This is a genomic window from Rhodospirillales bacterium, from assembly GCA_016712595.1.
Taxonomy (GTDB): domain Bacteria; phylum Pseudomonadota; class Alphaproteobacteria; order Rhodospirillales; family Defluviicoccaceae; genus Defluviicoccus.
Genome location: JADJQT010000001.1, coordinates 520568 through 537698 on the forward strand (window position 1 = coordinate 520568; position 17131 = coordinate 537698).

Here is a 17131-nt window from a genome sequence, read left to right on the forward strand (position 1 = left end):
AGTATAACCGACGCGGGCATCGCTGCCAGACGCTCATCGCGCGCCGACGCTTCATCCACGGAAGGTGCGTTGCCCTCTCACCTCAGGGCGCCTCGGGCAGGAGAGGCGCATGTAAACCGATGGCTCGGGAGCGACGGCGATCAAGCCGCCGTACGCACCGAGTTGAGGAACGCGTCGACTTGATCGTGAAGCGCGTTCGATTGCCGCGCGAGATCCCCCGCAGCATCGAGCACGCGGGAGGATTCATTGCCGGTTTGCGCTGCGGCCTGCGTGACCTCCTGAATTGTTGCCGTGACCTCGCCGGTGCCCCGCGATGCCTGTTCGGCGTTGCGGGCGATCTCGGCTGTGGCCGCGCCCTGTTCTTCAACTGCGGCGGCGATCGCTGCCGCAATCTGGTCGACTCTCGAGATCGTCGCGCCAATTCGACCGATCGCCTCGACCGCGTCGCGTGTTGCCGATTGCATCCCGCCGACCTGCCCGGCGATGTTCTGGGTGGCATTGGCGGTCTGCTCAGCCAGTGACTTGACCTCGGCGGCGACGACGGCAAAACCCTTTCCCATATCGCCAGCGCGGGCCGCCTCGATCGTCGCATTCAGGGCGAGGAGATTGGTTTGTTCGGCGATATCGCGGATGAGGCCGACGACGGTACCGATTTCCTGCGCGGCGGCGGAGAGGCCGCTCACCGTATCATTCGCGTTCGCCGCGTCTACGACGGCCTCCGCGGTCACCTGCGACGCCTGCGCGACCTGGCGGGAAATTTCCTGCACCGAGGAGGACAGTTCTTCCGCCGCTGCTGCAACCGTTTGCACGTTATTCGCCGCCTCGAACGCCGAAGTGGCGACGGCCTGTGATTGCGTGCTGCTTTGCTCGGCCATTGCGGACATCGTTTCGGCCGAGCTGCGTACGGTGACCGATGTCGTCGAGACCGCCTTGACGACCGCGCCGATGCTCGCCTCAAAATCGGCGGCGATGGCGCTGAATGCGTCTTTTTTCGCCGCCTCGGCGCGCCTTTCGGCCTCGGTGGTTTCGGCTTCGAGCCGCCGCATCGACTGAGCGTTGGTCTTGAAGACTTCGACGGCCGCGGCCATCCGGCCGATTTCATCCCCCCGATTCTTGGCAGGCACGTCGACATCGAGGTGCCCGGCAGCAAGTTCGCTCATAGCGACCGTCATCGCCTGGATCGGCCGACTGATTCCACGTCCGAGGAGCAAAATTACCACAGCGAGGAGGGTAAGGCTGAGAACAGCGATAATGCTCGATTCGATGATTGCGCTCGCAAACGCGTCCTTGACGTCGTCGATGTAAAGACCGGAGCCGACAACCCATCCCCACGGACGGAACAGCTCGATGTATGAGATCTTCTCGACCGGCTGATTGTGACCCGGTTTCGGCCAGAGGTACTCAACAAATCCTGAACCGCTGCTCTTCGCCGCGGCAACGAAGTCCACAAACAGATGCTTTCCGTTCGAATCCGCGATGGTTGCCAGATCCTTCCCGACGAGTTCCGGTTTGATCGGATGGACGACCATGCGAACATCGAGGTCGTTGATCCAGAAATATTCCGTGCCGCCGTAGCGGAGGGTGCGGACAGCCGCTTTGGCCGCGTCCTGCGCCTGATCGCGAGTCATCGCGCCACTGCGCTCAAGCGCCTCATAGTGGGCGAGGAGGGAGACGACAGACTGGACGAGATCATGAACCTTGTCCTGCCGATCATGAATGAGCGTTTTGTATGTCTGTGTGGCCGAGTTCCCGGCGACGATGGTCGTGCCAATGATCGCGACGAGGAGCATCAAAAGCATACGATGGAGAATCCGGACGTTTTTCATCGCTACCTACTGGATTAATTGAGATTTTCCATCCGCCGCCGTCATGGCGTTGGTCGCAACGTCAGGCAGCCTCACTCGCCACCAGATCAAATCGGCGCATTACCGTTCTCTTTTTTCGCACCACGCGTGCCGTCGCGCAGCGTCATGCGCCTGCGACCCGAACGTAATCATCAGCCATGAACATTAACGTGCGGTAAATTCTCGGTCTTTGTCAGCGGTTTAAGTCTCGGCGAGCAGCTCCTGTCGCGGATTACCCCAACGCGACGAGTGTGGTCGCCGAGTTGCAGTCGGCCGAGCGGCTTTACCGAGCACGGGATTGCTCTGGTCCGATCGCGGGCTTCGGAGTATCTGACGGCGCTCTTCACTTAATCTCTGAGGCGAGGCAATGCAGATGACCATACCCGAGCAGATGACCTGCATTGAGATCGTCGAGCCAGGTGGTCCGGAGGTGCTGAAACCGACGCGGCGTCCGACACCTGTGCCTGGCCCAGGCGAGGTGCTGATCCGCGTCGCCGCCGCGGGCATCAACGGTCCGGACGTCTATCAACGGCGCGGATTTTATCCTCCTCCGCCTGGCGCGACCGACATTCCCGGCCTCGAAGTCTCTGGTACGATCGTGGCGCTTGGCGATGGGCCCGGAGCCGGTCGCTGGAGGATCGGCGCGACCTGCTGCGCACTCGTCGCGGGCGGCGGCTATGCGGAATATTGTACGGCGCCGGCGGGCCAGTGCTTGCCAATTCCCGACGGTTTTGACTTGGCCGATGCCGCGGCATTGCCGGAGACATTCTTTACCGTGTGGAGCAACGTGTTCGAGCGGGCGGCCCTTGCGCCGGGCGAAAGCCTTCTGGTTCATGGCGGCAGCGGCGGCATCGGCACCACTGCGGTTCAGATCGCAGCCGCTCTCGGCCATCCGGTCTTCACGACGGCCGCTGGTGCCGAGGCATGTGAACGACTGCGAGGGATTGGCGCGTCGCACGCCATCGATCATACCCGTGAGGATTTTGCCGCTGTCATCAAGGAGGCCACCGGCGGCAAGGGCGTCGATGTCATCCTTGACATCGTCGGTGGCGATTACGTGTCGCGAAATATCGCCTCGCTTGCCCGCGACGGGAGACTGGTTTGTATTGCTTTTCTGCAGGGAAGTAAGATTGCCGTTGATCTGATGCCGGTCATGCTCAAACGACTGACCATTACCGGCTCGACTCTGCGGGTTCAGTCCATCGAGCGCAAAGCGGCCATCGCTGCGGCACTCGAGCAGTCGATCTGGCCACTCCTGGCCGAGGGTAAAATCCGGCCGGTGGTCTTCGCGCGGCTTCCGCTGGCTCAAGCCGCGGAAGGCCATCGAATCCTGCATCAATCCTCGCATTTCGGCAAAATTCTGCTGCTTGCCTGAAGATCGAGGGAATGTTTGGATCACGTGGGTTAGGCACAGGGCATCCTCAATCGCCAGCAGTGCACTTCGTCGGCGCCCGGACACGTCGGCTCCACCGCTGGCGGGCGCTGGCGGTTACCGTCGGCCTCCTGCTCGCCTCTACTTGGGCAGCCGTGGTCCTTGCGCCAGTACGAGCGGACGAAGGGGCGAGCGTTGCCGAGACGGCAGACGAAGGAAAACGCCCAGCCTATACGGTGACGATTGAGGGGGTCGAGGACGGGGGCCTGTCCGATCTGCTCGAGCGAAGCTCACAACTCATTGCGCTGAAAGATAACGCGCCGGCGTCGGAGGCGGGACTCGTCCGCCGTATCACCGACGATCTCGAGCGCTTTCGCATCGTCCTTCGAGCAGAAGGCTACTACGATTCGACGATCGAATACCGCATCGACAGGACTGCGATCCCTGCCAATATCACCGTCGTCATCGACACTGGACGCGGGTATAGGCTGACGCACTATGACGTCACATTCAGCGACGGGTCGTCGCCGGATTCGTCGGGTCCCACAACGCAGCCATCCGCAGAGCCGATCCCGCCGCCGCCACCACCACCACCGCTCTCGAATCTTGGACTTAAGCTCGACGCAAGGGTTCGCTCGGCTGAAATCCTCATGGCCGAAAAAAGGATATTCGCCGCTCTCGCCGATGCGGCGTATCCGTTTGCCAAACTCATTGATCGACGGGTCGTGGTCGATCATCGCGACCAGAGCGTCAGCGTCGATGTCGCCATCGATCCAGGCCCGTTCTGCCGATTCGGTGCCGTCAGTTTCGTCGGATTGATTGGCGTGCACGAGTGGTACGTCCGTAGCCTCGTTCCCTGGAAGGAAGGCGAGCCATACGACCAGCGCAAGGTCGATGCGTTTCGCGGCACGCTGGCAAAATCGGGGCTGTTCTCCTCCGTCGTCGTCAATCCGGCGAAAACAATCGCGGATAATGGCACCGTGCCGATTTCCGTAGAAACTATCGAGGGCAACCAGCACTCAATCGGTGCAGGCGCCAAATACTATACGAGCGAGGGCCCGGCAGGGGAGGTGTTCTGGGAGCACCGCAACATGTTCGGCGCCAGCGAGGATCTAAGGATCACGTTGGAAGTCGGCCAGATCCGCCAGCAAGCGACCGTCGATGTCATCAAGCCGGACGTCTACCGGCCGGAACAAGACCTATTGGGCGAGGTCAAGGCGACACGGCAGAAAACGGATGCTTTCGACGAACTCGGCGCCTCGATCCTGGCGAAGATCCGTCGACCGCTGAGCGAGCATTGGACAGGATCGGCCGGCGGGTCTTTGGAATGGTCGCAACTCAATAATGACGAGGACGGCACGATAACGTCGACACTTCTCGGCATTCCCGGCACGTTGGAACGCGATACAACGGATGATCCGCTCGATCCCCGCCGGGGCATGCGGCTTCGCGTCGACGAGACACCCTATACCGGGTGGTCCGACCAGGCAGCGCACTTTCTCGTCAGTTCCGTTGGCGCGTCGAGCTATCTTCCTCTGAGCGAGAACAAGCGTTATGTGCTCGCTACACGTGCGAAAATCGGCTCGATCGTTGGGGCATCGCGCGGCGACATCCCGTCCAACAAGCGCCTTTATGGCGGTGGCGGCGATTCGATCCGTGGCTACGAATTCCAGAAGGTCGGTCCGCTCGACGACAGTGAAAAGCCGCTCGGCGGCAGATCGTTATTCGAAGCGAGCGCGGAGCTTCGAGCAATGGTTTGGGGCAACCTGGGCCTTGTCCCATTTGTCGATGCCGGCCAGATCTACACGCCGGTTGTGCCGGACTTTTCCGAGAACCTGCAGTGGGCGGCGGGTCTGGGACTGCGCTATCTTACCGTCGTCGGTCCGGTTCGCGTCGACTTTGCCTTTCCGCTTAATCCGCGCGAGCACGTTGACGATCTTTTCCAGTTCTATATTGGCCTGGGGCAGGCATTTTGATGAGCGGTGGCAAAACCCTCGCCCGAAGGATCGTGATCGTCGCTGTTGGGTTGGGTTTGATCCTGGTGCTGGCGGTCGCCGGCGCGATTCTTGCCGTCCAAACGGAGCAAGGACGATTATGGCTCGCCGCTGAAATCGAGGCTCTCCTTGCCGTGCCTGGAGAGAGTTCGGTGAGGATCGGTGGCATCGGACCCGGTCTGCCGCTGCGCCTCACGCTCGCGGATATAACCCTGGCTGATAACAACGGGCCGTGGCTCGAGGCGCGTAATCTGCGTTTTTCCTGGCGACCCTGGGCACTCTTCGCGCGCAGGCTGTCGATTAGCGAGCTCGTCGTTGCCGAACTGCATATCCTGCGCGCTCCCCAGGGGGGCACATCGGCTCCAGACAAAACCGAACAGCCCCCGGTCGAGATCCCGAAGTTGCCTGTCGCGTTGCGTATTGACCGGATTGGCGTCGACGTGGTGCAGATCGACAAGCCGGTTCTCGGCCGGGCGATGCGATTGAGTGTCGACGGCCGGCTGGCATCGCGCGGCGGCCGTCGGGTGCTCTCGCAACTCGACATCGACCGTCTGCCAGATGCCGAGGGGCAAGAGGCGCCGAACGGTGGCAGGCAGAACATCGTGCACATCGCCGTTGACTACGATCTCACCCTCGCGGTGCTTGATGTTGACGCTGCCGTGCACGAGCCGGCCGACGGCCTGATTGTCGGCCTCATGGGGATTCCCGCGCGCCCGCCACTCGACGCTACCCTCGCTGGCCAGGGACCAATCGCCGATTGGCACGGCGCGCTGGTCGTGGAGGCGGCGAATTGGGCGCGGCTTACCGCCGATTTGACCGTCCGGGCAACGGGGAGCGGCCGTGGGCTTTCGGTCGCAGGGCGGCTCGATCCGCAAGCGGATCTGGTGCCGGCATTGCGCCCGGCCTTGTCCCAAGGCGTGACCTTCGCCGCCGATCTCAACGCGCCCAGTGATGACGAGATCCAAATCGATCGCCTATCAATCGAGGCCGCCGGCGCGGCCATGAACGCCGCCGGTCGGCTCGGTGTTGATCGCTCGAAACTGGACGCAAGCGTCGATGTCAGCATTGATGCCGCAGCGCTCGCTCCCGGCCTTCTCGGATCGCTGCGGATGGATCGGGCGACGGCGCATGCGATTATCGACGGCGCTCTGGCCAAGCCAGACGTTACGGCGGACGGCAGCATTATCGGAATCGAGGCACCTGATCTGCGTGCCGAGCGGCTTGACTGGCGTGCTCGCGCGTCTTCAATCCACGGCGATGAGAACCAGGCGGCGGTCACGGCGCTCAAGGCCGATGTTCAGCTGATCGGTGCTGAAGCGGCGTCTCCCATTGCCCGCTCTGTCGTCGGGCGCACCCCGACCTTGCAGGTCGATGCCGCGTTCGACGAGCCGCATGCTCAGCTCGTCCTGCGCTCACTTGATCTGACGGCTGCTGGCGCGCAACTCCACGCCCAAGCCGGTTTCGGCGTAGGCGACGGAGCGCTCGAAGCCAGTGCCGAATTGACGATTCCCGACCTTAATCCAATCGCCGCAGCGGTCGGTCAGTCGGCGCTCGGCAGTGGTCACGCGACATTGAGTGTCAACGGAAACGTCGAGCAGAGGACAATCGACGGAACCGGGTCGCTGAACTTTTCCGGACTGCGTAGCGGGATTGCTGCGGCCGATGCCCTGCTCGGAGGCGAGCCGCGGCTGGAGACGGGATTCCACTTCGACAACCGCGCCGGCCTTAACGTCGCCCGCCTCCACATCGCGGCCCGCAATGTGGAAGGTGAGGGGAGCGCGCGCATATCAGCGGATTTCGCTGCGCTGGATTCCCGTTTCCGCCTCGAGGTGCCGACGCTGGTGCCGCTGTCAAAGCCGCTTGGCACGGCGCTGGGCGGTCATTTGACCATTGACGCTGCCGCGTCCGGGAACTTGGTTGACCCGTCCGTCCGCGTGATCGGACAGTTGCGCGACGGTCTTGCTGGCGGCGTGCGCGTCGCTTCCGCGCACGTTGAATTTGATACCGCCGATACCGCGTCTCGGCCCAACGGCCGCGTCAGCGCGCAAGCGACGTCCGATCTTGGTCCTATGACAGCGATGGCGACGTTCGTCAGCGAACCGGCGGGCCGATTGCATCTCGCCCCGGTAACGGTAACGGTGGGCGGCGCTTCCCTTGACGCCGACATCGTGGCGACGCTCGATGCTGGCCTGCTATCCGGCACCGCGCACGCGCGCGTCAATGATCCCAGGGCGGGAGTGCGTATCGGTGAAAACCTGATGCGTGGCTTGTTCGACGTCGATATGGCGTTCGCCGGCGACGGCGGCCGGCAGCGGATCACCGCGCGCGCTGGCGGCAGATCGATCGTCTGGAGCGAAGCTGATGAACAACAAGCGGCGATTGGCTCGCTTGAGGCGGATGCGACCATCGACGATGCCTTCACCGCTCCAGGGCTGTCAGCCAACGTGACGGTTGGCGATGCAAGCATCGGCCCCGCACGCATTGAGCGCCTGAACGCCCATGCCGGTGGCACAATGCGCGAAATGAGGCTGAGTCTGGCCGCGAATGGGCCGAGGGTAATGCCGGCTCCCGCGGCAGAGAGCGTCGATGCATCAGGGATACTGACGCAGGACGGCAATACAATCCGCCTGAGGTTGGATCGCTTGGACGGTCGGTTGGGAGGCCGGGCGCTGGCACTGCAGCGGCCGGCGGTCTGTGTCTCCTCCCCCGGTCGCGTGACCCTTGACGGACTCGCGCTGGCTGTCGGCGAAGGTCGGCTGAACGCCGACGCCGGCTTCGGGCCGGGCGAGACGACGGCAAAGATCGAAGCGACGGCTCTGCCCGTTGGTTTGGCACGCCTGCTGTCCGACACCGCGCCGTCGAGCGGGAAGCTCGACCTGACCCTCGCTTTGGGCACGCAGGGCAAGGATACGACGGGCGATGCGTCGATCCGACTGAGTGGGGTCGGCCTTGACACCGGTCATGAGCCAACGAAGATTGATGCCCGTTTCCGGGCTGTGCTCGGTGCCGGGGTGCTCACCGTCGAAGGGAATGTCAATGGTCCACACGCGCCAACCCTGGCGCTGGCCGGGCGATTGCCGATCCGCCTTCCCGCCGGCGCGACCGCGCCGATTGTTGATCAAACAGCTCTCATCGACGGTAGCATGCGGGTTGATGGTGACGTTGGCGAGCTAACCTCGCTGCTCGCGCTTCCAGATCAGCGCATCGCCGGCTCTTTAAAGGGTGATGTGCGGTTCGGCGGCAGCTTGGCTGCGCCGACGATTGACGGCGGGATCAACGTTGAGAACGGAACGTACGAAAATTTTGTCTCGGGGACGTTGTTACGGGACCTCGCGCTCCACCTGACCGCCCGTGATCCACGTACGCTCGACGTCAGCCTGACGGGCAGTGACGCCGGTAATGGACGGATCGCCGCGAAAGCCCGCGCCGGGCTTACCGCAGACGGATCGCTTGATGTCACTGGCACGGCGCGGGCGCAAAATGCGACCCTCGTCCGCCGCGATGACGTGACGGCCACGACGAATGCAGATCTTACGTATTCGGCGACGGGCGAGACGGCTCGGCTCGCCGGCCGGATCGAGACCTCAACAATCGAGATACGGCTCCTTGATCGTCTTCCACCCTCCGTCGTCATTTTGCCGGTCACCGAGATCGGTGGCCATGCCGCTGGCCCGCAAGGGCAGAATAGAGGCGGAGTGAAAGAGCAGGAAAAGCCCGCTTTTTCGGCCGCGCTCGATGTCGTGGTTTCGCTGCCCAGCCGGGTTTTCGTGCGCGGACGCGGGCTTGATTCCGAATGGTCAGGCGCGCTGACGGTCACAGGGACGACGGACGAGCCTCAGATCCGCGGAACGATCGCGTTCGTGCGCGGCAGCTTCACCTTCGCCGGTAAGCGGTTCGTCTTCGATCGGGGAACGATCACATTCACCGGCGGACAGCCGCCTGATCCGATTATCGATGCGGTCGCCAAGTATACCGCCTCGAACATAACCGCACAAATCGGCATCAGCGGCCTCGCTTCGCATCCGGAGATCTCGATTACCTCGCAGCCGCCGCTGCCGGAGAGCGAAATCCTGTCGCAGGTGCTGTTCAATAAAAGTTCGGCGAAGCTCGGGCCCGTCGAGGCGGTGCAGCTCGCCGCCGCCGTTGACAGTCTGGCTCGCGGCGAAAGCATGACCGACGATGCATTCAGCTTCGCTCGTACGCTGCTCGGGCTCGATACTCTGACTGTGCAACCGAACTCCGATAATTCAGGCGGCTCAAGCGTGGCGGTCGGCCGATATGTGGGCGACCGCGTCTACATTGGTGCGGAACAGGGCATCGAGAGTGGTTCGCAGGCAGGCTCGGTCGAGGTCGAGATCCTGCCAGGGATAAGTATCGAAAGCGAGCTGCAGCAGAACACCACCGGTACCCAAGGCGCGTTCGGTCTTAAGTGGAAGTGGGATTATTGAGCCGAACCGGCGGAGGGCTGCGCTGAGGCTCCCCGCCCGCCGCTGCCGGGTCGCGATGAAGCGAGAACAACCACGATTGCTTTCTCCTGAAATGAGCCTGTCGCCGTGCGTTCGCCAACCGTAATCCACAACCTATAATGGCGATAAAATATTTTCTGTGCCCTCTTTACGCGAGCGCGACATTTGATTAAAGTTGTGCTTGTGAATAGATGAACACTTAATACGTGTGCTCAAGAGGGCCGCCATGCTGATCAATGCATCCAGAGACTCCGCATCGCATCGGACGGCAGCGCCACAGCGGATCACCTCGGCGGATGGCGTGGACTTGGCGCAATCGCCGGTACATCCGGTGCGGTTCACGCGCGGCGATGACGAGGACGAGTTGCGGATTGGTCAGCTGTTGTGTGCCCGACTCTGTCATGACCTCATTGGGCCGGCTTCGGCGATCAACGCAGGTGAAGAATTGATCGGCGAAGGCGACGGTACGGACGACGGCGAGGCGCGCGAATTAATTATCGACAGCGCTCGCCAGCTCACGGGGCGGCTGAAATTCTTCCGCATGATTTTTGGACAAGGAAGCCGCAACGACGTGGTGTTATCGACGGCCGAACTTCGCGCGCTGAGCGATGGCTTTCTCTATGGTGGCCGTGCGCAGGTCGAGTGGGCGGATGGCTTCAACGGAGCGGGCGACATCGCCCTTACGAACGATGGCTTGCGAATGCTGCTCTGTCTGGTTCTCCTCGCGGCCGACGCCCTGCCGCGTGGCGGCGGAGTGCGCGTCGAAGCCTTGCACAAAGGCCGGGAGATCAGCATTTCGCTGGTCGTCAGCGGTGCATCGGCAAGGCTGTCAAGCGACGTCGTCGATGCGCTGCAGGCAGCGGATGCCGCCGGGATTACCGCGCGGACGGTACATGCCTACTATCTATCGCGGCTAGCGGAACGATTGGACGCGTCTCTCGTCTTTCTCGCCCGCACCCCTCACGAACTGCGCATCGATGTCCGCATTCCCAAAGAGGCGAGCAAACAGCGCTCGAGCGCCCGTCGGCTTGGTGAACACGAGGTGTCGCGCATCCATGGCGCGTGCGTAAATATATGATCCGCTCATAAGTTGTAAACGGTCTCGTGCTACCTTGGCAGCGTGAACCGGCCGCGCGATGCGTGCCGATGGATGCCACAGGATGAAGTCGAGCCGACCATGGACGACCTGCTGCGCGAATTCTTGACCGAAACCTCCGAGAGTCTGGCTGTCCTCGACGCTGAACTGGTGCAGTTCGAGCATCAGCCGGACGACACCGCCACTCTTGGCAATATTTTCCGGCTGGTTCACACGATCAAGGGAACGTGTGGGTTTATCGGGTTACCGCGACTGGAATCAATCGCCCATGCTGGCGAAAACGTGCTCGGCAAGTTCCGAGATGGCGTTCTACCGGTGACACCCAAGGCGGTGACGGCGATCTTGAAGTGCATCGATGCCATCCGCGCTCTTCTGGCGACGCTCGAGGAAACGGGCGCGGAGCCCGCTGGCAATGATAGTGTCCTTCTCGCCGAGCTGAACGACATCGCATCCGGAGGGACAGGTTCGGTTGAACCCGAGCCGAGTGCTTCAAAGGCGGCGCCTGCTCTTGCAGAAGCGGTGATTCCGGCTTCCGCTCTACCGGCAGGAGAGGCAGCATCACCTACCCTTGCCGCGTCCGTCATCGGCGATACCGGCGCGACCCTTGCTGGCGAATTGACGGCCGAAGACGAATGCGCGGATGCGGTGAAGCCGCCGGTTCCCAGCAATCCACCAGCTCCGTCGAGCGCTCCCGTGGTTGAGGCGGCTGTCGGTGAGTCCGCGGGCACGACGGTCACGGCGACGAAGGCGGTTCCGGTCGCTCAGCAATCGATCCGGGTCTCGGTGGAAACGTTGGAATCGCTGATGAACCTGGTCAGCGAGCTGGTTCTGACGCGCAATCAGCTCCTGCAGATGGTTCGTGGCCAGTCGGATACCGGCTTTTCGGTACCCCTGCAGCGGTTGAGCCACATCACCAGCGAGCTGCAGGAAGGCGTGATGAAAACGCGCATGCAGCCGATCGGCAATGCCTGGTCGAAGCTGCCGCGTATCGTTCGCGACCTCGCGCATGAAACGGGCAAGAAGCTCGAGTTGCAGATGCATGGCGAGACGACCGAACTCGATCGCCAGGTTCTGGAACTGGTCAAGGACCCGTTCACCCACATGGTGCGCAACGCGGCTGATCATGGGATCGAGACGCCTGAAGAGCGGCGAAAGGCGGGGAAACCCGAAACAGGAGTGATCCGTTTCTCCGCGCATCACGAGGGCGGTCACATCATCATCGAAGTCAGCGATGACGGTCGCGGCCTGAACCTTGAGCGAATTCGCGCCAAGGCGCTGGAGAAGGGGCTCGTTCGCGAGGCCGATCTCGCGCAAATGTCTGATCAGCAGATCTATCAGTTCGTCTTTCAAGCGGGTTTCTCAACCGCAGACAAAGTGACGAGCGTTTCCGGCCGTGGTGTCGGGATGGACGTCCTGCGCACGAACATCGAAAAGATCGGCGGTAACATTGAGCTGACGTCGACGCCGGGCAAAGGCTCGACGATCATCGTCAAAATCCCCCTCACCCTTGCCATCGTCTCGGCGCTGATCGTCGCCGCCGGAGGGCAGCGCTTCGCGTTGCCGCAGATTTGCGTCGTCGAACTCGTTCGGGTCAACGGCTCGGGCGAGACTCGCATCGAGACCATTCGCCAAACTCCGTTGCTTCGGCTACGCGACCGCTTGCTGCCGCTGATTGACCTTCGTGTCTTGCTGAACATCAAGAACGGCACGGCCGAATCTGTCCCGTCGATGGGTGAGATTTCCGACGCGTGCGTCGTCGTCACTCAGGTCGGCCAGCTTCGGTTCGGGGTGATCGTGGATGAGGTGTTTGATACCGAAGAAATCGTCGTCAAGCCGGTCAACCCACTTCTGCGCGGCATTCGCTACTATGCCGGCAATACCATCCTTGGGGACGGCGGGGTCGTGATGATCCTCGATCCCAACGGCATCGCCCAGGCTATCGGCCAGCAGTCTTCCCAGACGGAAGACGCGACATCCGAGGCGGAGCACGACGACGGCGCAAAATCACGCTTGCTCGTCTTCCGTGCTGGAGGTGAGGGCATGAAGGCCATCCCGCTCGAACTCGTCGCCCGCCTGGAGGAGATCGACCTCGCAACCGTCGAACGTCCGCAGGATCGGCCGATGATACAGTATCGCGGTCATCTTATGCCGCTCGTCGCGTGTGATCCGAACTTCGCCTGGCCACGCGAAGGGAGGCGGCCGGTTCTCGTGTTTACCGACCGTGGCCGCTCAATGGGATTGATCGTCGAAGAGATTGTCGATATCGCCGAGGAACGGCTGGTGATCGAGTTGGCGGCGCAGCGTGAGGCCTCGGTCGGAAGCATCGTTGTCAACGGGCGCGCGACCGAACTTGTGGACGCGGCACATTACCTGACCCAGGCTTTACCGGGCTGGTTCGAGAACAATCTTGCTCATCTCAGCGAGGTGAAACAATCCCCCAGGGTGCTGTTGGTCGAGGATAGCCCGTTCTTCCAGCGACTTCTAACCCCGTTCCTCGAGTCCCTCGGCTACACTGTGACAACCGCTGACGATGCTCAGCACGCACTCGCTCTGCGCGATCGTGGTGTCAAGTTCGAAGCGATCATCAGCGATATCGAAATGCCCGGAATGGACGGCTTCGAATTCGCGGAGACCGTCCGGCGCGAAGGGAACTGGTGTGAGATGCCCCTGTTGGCGCTGTCGTCTCATGCCTCCGAGCGAGACCTTGCCCGGGGCCGAACGGCGGGGTTCACCGACTACATCGCCAAGTTCGATCGCGAAGGGTTGGTATCCAGTCTGCAAAAAACCTTGCGTACGGCACATGCGTGATCGCATCCGTCGACGCGCCAATCGGTCTGTACGGAAAAACCCATGCTTGAGCGGCGCAACATTCCGAAACTGATTAAGGATCGGAGCCTGTCATGAAAACTTGTCTTGTCGTCGATGACTCGCGGGTCATTCGAATGGTCGCACGCAAAGTCCTTCAGGAATTGCAATTCGATGTAAAGGAAGCTGCGCATGGCCAAGAGGCTCTGACACGCTGCTGTGAAGAAATGCCTGACGCAATTCTGCTCGACTGGAACATGCCGATCATGAGCGGGATCGAGTTCCTCGTCGCATTGCGTCGCATGTCAAACGGCGGCGATCCGATCGTCGTTTTCTGCACGACCGAAAGCGAGTTATCGCGCATTCAGCAGGCGATCGAGCTTGGCGCGAACGAGTACATCATGAAGCCGTTCGATAGCGAGATCATTCAGCTCAAATTCGAGCAGCTCGGCCTGCTGGATTGAGCGGAGACGACATGTTGAACGTTCGAGATAACGCAACCGCTGGGCGCGTGCACGAAACTGGCGGAAATCCCGTCCGGGTGATGGTCGCGGATGACTCGGCGGTCGTTCGCGGGCTGATAACCCGGATGCTGGAGTCAGACCCCGAGGTCTGCGTTGTCGCTTCGGTAAGCAACGGCTCTCTTGCCGTCGAACGGCTTTCGCGAAGCCGCGACATGGATGTCATCGTTCTCGATATCGAGATGCCGGTAATGGATGGGATCACGGCGCTCGGCAAGCTGATCGCGATCGATCCGACCATACAGGTCATAATGGCCTCGACCCTGACACAGCATAATGCACAGATCAGTATCCGCGCGCTCGATGCGGGTGCGGCGGACTATCTGCCGAAGCCCTCATCGCGCGAACTTGTTGGAGCGGCCGACTTTCGTCGCGAATTGTTATTGAAGGTCAAGACGCTGGGCGGAGTTCGCCGCAGGAGGCTGGCGCCGGCGACCTCATCGACGACGCCAGTGGCGTCCGTGAGCGAGGTTTCGCGCCGCGTGACGCGTACACCAGCCGTGCCGACCGCGGCTGTTGCGCAGACCAAACTCTCGCTGCGTCCGACCGTTCGGAATCGCCCGGACGTAATCGCCATCGGCTGTTCTACCGGCGGGCCCCAGGCGCTCGCAGCCGTACTGAAGTCGATCAAGCCGGGCGATTTCGCGCAGCCTTTGCTGATTACCCAGCATATGCCGCCGACATTTACCACCATTCTCGCCGAACACCTGCAGCGGGTCAGCGGCCTTCCGTGCGCCGAGGCAAAGTCGGGCGAAACGCTCGAGGGCGGACGGCTCTATGTCGCACCCGGCGATTTTCACATGATCGTCGAGGGAGCGCCAGGCAACGCACGGTTGAAATTAACCCGTGAGCCGCCGGAGAACTTCTGCCGGCCGTCGGTCGATCCGATGCTGCGTAGTCTCGCGCGCTGTTACGGTAGCCGGGCGCTTGCCGTCATTCTGACCGGAATGGGCGCGGACGGCCTCGCCGGTAGCCGCCAACTCGTCGAGTCCGGAGGTAACGTCGTCGCTCAAGATCAAGCCAGCAGCGTCGTCTGGGGAATGCCCGGAGCGGTCGCCAGTGCTGGGCTGTGTTGCGCGGTCGAACCCCTCGACCGCATCGCCGCGACGATGGTCGCGCTCGCCAAGGGAGCAGTCGTCCGATGACACCTGCGGATCTGGAGTTTCTTAGCACCCTCATCCGCCAGCGTGCGGGCATCGTGATCGGCACCGATAAGGCGTATCTACTCGAGAACCGGCTGTCACCCATAGTCGCGCAACGGAAACTGGCGAACATTTCGGCGCTGGTTGCGATCTTGCGCGCGGGCAGCGATCAAGGGCTCATTCGCGAAGTGGTCGAGGCGATGACGACCAATGAGACGCTGTTTTTTCGTGATACGCGCCCCTTCGAGCTGTTGCGGACGGATATTTTGCCCGCATTGATGGCCACGCGCGGCGGTAACCGCACATTACGCATCTGGAGCGCCGCCTGTTCGACCGGCCAGGAGCCGTATTCGATCGCCATGTTGCTCAAGGAAGAAGGAGCAAAGCTGGCGGACTGGCGTATCAGCATTACCGCAACCGACCTTGCGCGGCCGGTTCTGACCAAGGCGCGGGCGGGAGTCTATTCGCAGTTCGAAGTCCAGCGCGGCCTCGCCATCCGTTTGCTTGTCAAGTACTTCAAGCAGATGGGCACACATTGGGAGATTGATCCGGCACTGCGTGCGATGATCGAATTCCGCGAACATAATATTATCCAGGATGCACCTCCCCAGAAGACGTTCGATATTATCTTCTGTCGTAATCTTCTAATCTATTTTGATCAGGCGCTGAAACGAAAGGTCCTGGATAAACTAGCGGAAGCAATGGCTCCGGACGCGGTTTTGTTTCTCGGCGGAGCTGAAAGCGTCATCGGTGTATCGGACGTGCTCGAACCGGTTCCCAGCCAGCGTGGTGTCTATCGTCGCAAAACCGCCGCCGCGGATCCGGTCCGCCAGGCTGCCGGTGCGCGCGGTTGATTTCCTGATCTGTGTGTATCTCTGATTGTATTCTGGTGGCCATAGCGTGCGTTGCTCCGGGGAGAGGAGGGCCTGCCGGCTCTCCCCTCCCGATCGAGCTATCACGCAGCAACCGCCTCGGAAGCAAGGTCGCCATGCTGAGTGGGCTCCCGCAAGACATACCCACGGCCCCACACCGTCTCTATGTAATGCTCGCCGCGCGTCGCGGCAGCAAGCTTCTTGCGCAATTTGCAGATAAACACGTCGACGATCTTCAATTCTGGCTCATCCAGTCCGCCATAGAGATGATTTAGGAACATCTCCTTGGTGAGTGTCGTACCTTTGCGCAAACTGAGTAGTTCGAGAATGCCATATTCTTTTCCGGTCAGGTGCAGCGGTAGATCGTCGACGGAAACGGTGCGCGCCGCGAGATTGACCGCAAGACGTCCGGTACGGATCTCCGAGTGTGCATGACCCTTGGAGCGGCGGACGATGGCCTGGATACGGGCGATTAGCTCACCCTTATCGAACGGCTTTGTTAAGTAGTCGTCGGCACCGGACCCAAGGCAACGCACCTTGTTGTCCGCTTGCGTCAGGCCCGAAAGGATCAACACAGGCGTCGAGATCCGCGCCAGGCGCAACCGACGCAAAACTTCGGCGCCGTCCATGTCGGGCAGGACGAGGTCGAGCAGGACGATATCGTAGTCGTATAGCTTGGCGACCTCGAGTCCGTCCTCTCCGGATTCGGTAGAATCAACCACCATGTTCTCGCTCTTGAGCATCAGTTGGATGCTGCGGGAGATCGTACGGTCGTCTTCGATGAGCAAAACACGCATGATGTCGGCCCCGTATACACTTTTTAAGTGCCAATGTTCAGAAACGCTCCACCAAACATAGTATCAGTTCGGGGTATATGCAACGAAAAAGTTATAAATTTCAATTTTGCTACAATCTATACGAGTATCATAGATAATCTCATTAAATTTCAATCTGTTGCTGTCATTCATCGGCCCTTAACGCGCTTCGCGCCAGACTGAAGCTGCGATCGCGTTGATCGA

10 protein-coding genes are annotated in these 17131 nt (G+C 61.4%); 8 read left to right on the top strand and 2 right to left on the bottom strand.

All coding sequences use genetic code 11. The features are described from left to right. Positions 1 to 140: 140 nt before the first annotated feature. Positions 141 to 1826 (bottom strand): cache domain-containing protein, encoded by a 1686-nt coding sequence (locus tag IPK66_02350; GenBank protein ID MBK8174165.1) that lies wholly within the window; start codon positions 1824 to 1826, stop codon positions 141 to 143. Positions 1827 to 2211: 385 nt separating this feature from the next. On the opposite strand from IPK66_02350, the gene IPK66_02355 reads away from it, so the two are divergent. The 8 genes from IPK66_02355 to IPK66_02390 all read left to right on the top strand — a co-directional run bounded on the left by IPK66_02355 (position 2212) and on the right by IPK66_02390 (position 16094). Then, a complete protein-coding gene (locus IPK66_02355; GenBank protein ID MBK8174166.1) occupies positions 2212 to 3219 on the top strand; it encodes an NAD(P)H-quinone oxidoreductase in 1008 nt (335 codons plus the stop codon). 59 nt (positions 3220 to 3278) lie between these two features. Further along, the gene (locus tag IPK66_02360; GenBank protein ID MBK8174167.1) at positions 3279 to 5192 is read left to right on the top strand and encodes an outer membrane protein assembly factor; all 1914 of its coding nucleotides are present in this window, start codon (positions 3279 to 3281) and stop codon (positions 5190 to 5192) included. Beyond that, positions 5192 to 9658, top strand: a complete 4467-nt coding sequence (locus IPK66_02365) for a translocation/assembly module TamB domain-containing protein (protein ID MBK8174168.1) — start codon at positions 5192 to 5194, stop codon at positions 9656 to 9658. Before IPK66_02360 ends, IPK66_02365 begins: the two co-directional genes overlap by 1 nt. Positions 9659 to 9902: 244 nt before the next feature. Beyond that, a complete protein-coding gene (locus IPK66_02370; protein ID MBK8174169.1) occupies positions 9903 to 10754 on the top strand; it encodes a hypothetical protein in 852 nt (283 codons plus the stop codon). Positions 10755 to 10853: 99 nt separating this feature from the next. Further along, positions 10854 to 13580, top strand: coding sequence for a chemotaxis protein CheW (locus tag IPK66_02375; protein MBK8174170.1), 2727 nt, complete (start codon positions 10854 to 10856; stop codon positions 13578 to 13580). Positions 13581 to 13672: 92 nt separating this feature from the next. Beyond that, positions 13673 to 14041 carry a response regulator gene (locus IPK66_02380; GenBank protein MBK8174171.1) on the top strand — a complete coding sequence of 123 codons (369 nt, stop codon included), beginning with the start codon at positions 13673 to 13675 and terminating at the stop codon, positions 14039 to 14041. Between the two features lie 80 nt (positions 14042 to 14121). Beyond that, entirely contained in the window at positions 14122 to 15243 is a 1122-nt protein-coding gene (locus tag IPK66_02385) for a chemotaxis response regulator protein-glutamate methylesterase (protein ID MBK8174172.1), read from the top strand. Continuing rightward, on the top strand, positions 15240 to 16094 hold the full coding sequence (locus tag IPK66_02390; GenBank protein ID MBK8174173.1) for a protein-glutamate O-methyltransferase CheR: 855 nt from the start codon (positions 15240 to 15242) through the stop codon (positions 16092 to 16094). The genes IPK66_02385 and IPK66_02390 overlap by 4 nt, the downstream gene beginning before the upstream one ends. Positions 16095 to 16195: 101 nt before the next feature. Here the strand turns inward: IPK66_02390 and IPK66_02395 are convergent, their stop codons facing one another. Beyond that, entirely contained in the window at positions 16196 to 16909 is a 714-nt protein-coding gene (locus IPK66_02395) for a response regulator transcription factor (protein ID MBK8174174.1), read from the bottom strand. Positions 16910 to 17131: the final 222 nt, after the last annotated feature.

Excerpts from the sequence above, each read along its gene's own strand:
- IPK66_02350 (MBK8174165.1), bottom strand. The coding sequence starts at position 1,826 with ATGAAAAACGTCCGGATTCTCCATCGTATGCTTTTGATGCTCCTCGTC.
- IPK66_02355 (MBK8174166.1), top strand. The coding sequence starts at position 2,212 with ATGCAGATGACCATACCCGAGCAGATGACCTGCATTGAGATCGTCGAG.
- IPK66_02365 (MBK8174168.1), top strand. The coding sequence starts at position 5,192 with ATGAGCGGTGGCAAAACCCTCGCCCGAAGGATCGTGATCGTCGCTGTT.
- IPK66_02370 (MBK8174169.1), top strand. The coding sequence starts at position 9,903 with ATGCTGATCAATGCATCCAGAGACTCCGCATCGCATCGGACGGCAGCG.
- IPK66_02375 (MBK8174170.1), top strand. The coding sequence starts at position 10,854 with ATGGACGACCTGCTGCGCGAATTCTTGACCGAAACCTCCGAGAGTCTG.
- IPK66_02380 (MBK8174171.1), top strand. The coding sequence starts at position 13,673 with ATGAAAACTTGTCTTGTCGTCGATGACTCGCGGGTCATTCGAATGGTC.
- IPK66_02385 (MBK8174172.1), top strand. The coding sequence starts at position 14,122 with ATGGTCGCGGATGACTCGGCGGTCGTTCGCGGGCTGATAACCCGGATG.
- IPK66_02390 (MBK8174173.1), top strand. The coding sequence starts at position 15,240 with ATGACACCTGCGGATCTGGAGTTTCTTAGCACCCTCATCCGCCAGCGT.
- IPK66_02395 (MBK8174174.1), bottom strand. The coding sequence starts at position 16,909 with ATGCGTGTTTTGCTCATCGAAGACGACCGTACGATCTCCCGCAGCATC.